This is a genomic window from Microcoleus sp. Pol7_B2 (assembly GCF_036701035.1).
GTDB lineage: Bacteria > Cyanobacteriota > Cyanobacteriia > Cyanobacteriales > Microcoleaceae > Microcoleus.
On record NZ_JAUBQB010000189.1, the window covers coordinates 1 to 1,726 of the forward strand.

Annotated in this window: 1 pseudogene; it reads left to right on the forward strand. The window is 33.3% G+C overall.

Annotated elements, in window-relative coordinates:
• The first annotated feature begins 410 nt into the window (after positions 1 to 410).
• Positions 411 to 1,472 (forward strand): annotated as a pseudogene (locus QUA57_RS28460) (IS630 family transposase).
• Positions 1,473 to 1,726: the final 254 nt, after the last annotated feature.

Genomic DNA, 1,726 nt, shown 5'->3' on the forward strand with positions numbered 1-1,726 from the left:
TCCCACTGAAATTGCTAAATATCCGGGTTGTTACATTTTTAGCAACTAAAAAAATAGTCAGTAATTCTGAAGAAATTGTGAGTTATTATACTGTCTGCAGGACGCTCCACTAAAAAATCGGTTTTCTGGGCAAAATCCGAGGTTTGGCAATGATAAATAACGATAAATATAGAAACCCACCGGGTTTCTGAAACTGTCGGCACAACTCCTAGTTCATTTTAATTTTAATGCTTAATAAATATTGACAGTAGTTAAGTTTTGTCGCATCTCAGAGGTCGTCCAATTAAAATATTATGATTATAAATGTTGTCAATTGAATCTGTGAAAGCTGGCTCTGTTATTGACTCAAAAAGAGTAGAAACTGTTGTGCCTGGAAATAGGGTATAATAAAAATTTAGTTGAGTCACTCAATACAAAAATGCCAGCCCAAAAAACATCTCAAGCCCCAACAAATAGATAAACTACAAAAAGCTTTAATAGAGGGAAAAAAAGCAAATATTCTAGAAATAATTATGATTTTATTATTGCTCAATGACGGCAAAGCAAAATCTAAAATCGCTGATTTTTTGGGTTGCTCAGTCAACCAAATATCCAACAGAGTGTCTCAATGGAGACCCAGACAATCTAGAAAGTTTGATAGATAAAAAAATGGAGGAAAATTACAAAAAAGCCAGAGATAAATATATACATATATTATTAAAAACTATAGACAAAGACCCTCAATAAGTAGGATATAATTTTGGAAGATGGACAGCGCAGAGATTAGCAACATAATTATAATAATTCACATAAATAAAATTATATGTAGGACAAGTTCGGAGGATATTAAAGCAAAAAAACTATGTTTACCTCGCTCGCTAAGTATAGCCTAGAGTCCAAGAAAGATCCTAAAAAAAGGACAGCGTTTAAAATAAATATAGCAAAATATTTAAAAGTATAAAAAGGAACGCCAGAGCGATTACAGGTATGGTTTTGGGACGACATTGGATTTAGTTTAAGAGTCACCAGCACAAAAAAGTGGTGTAAAAAAAAAAGCCGAAAAAAGGTCAGAAGAGACCGAAGAAAAGCCAGAGGTAATGTAATGGGAGCAGGGAGGAATTTGTCTCAAAAAATGTAGGTATAGTTTCTCAAAAGAGGCAAGTAATATAAGTTTTATCAATTGCTAAAACTCTTTTATGAAAGCTAATCAATGAATGGGATTAGCAAGTAACCAAGCCTCAAAATTGGCTGAAAAAGGAGCAACAATAGTTATCATTCTTGACAATGGTAGTTTTCATAAGAAAGAAGAGTACCTGAAAAAAGTTGAAACAGAAATGCCTAATCTTCATTGAGAATTTCTCCCCGAATACAGCCTATACTATAACTTAATTGCATTAGTATGGCATTCAACAAAAGAATATATACTCACTCGATTTTTTACATCAATTGAAAAGCTAGAATATTTATTGCATGGCATCTTAAATGAACGATAATTAATAATTAAAGGAGGGCACAAAATCAAAAATAAGGGCAATTCTTGTATCACAGTTTAAATATGCAATAGCTTAATGCTAATAGCCCTGGAGAGCAAGCACTTTGACCGCAGGTAGCTCGACACAAGGTAACAAAATCACTATCTAAGTACAAGACTCCGAGTTCGTCGCGCATTTTTACAGCAAATTCCAAGTTTATGAAGTACAGTAACAGCAGCTTGTAAACCAGTTTTTAAAGTGCTTAGGATTGACCA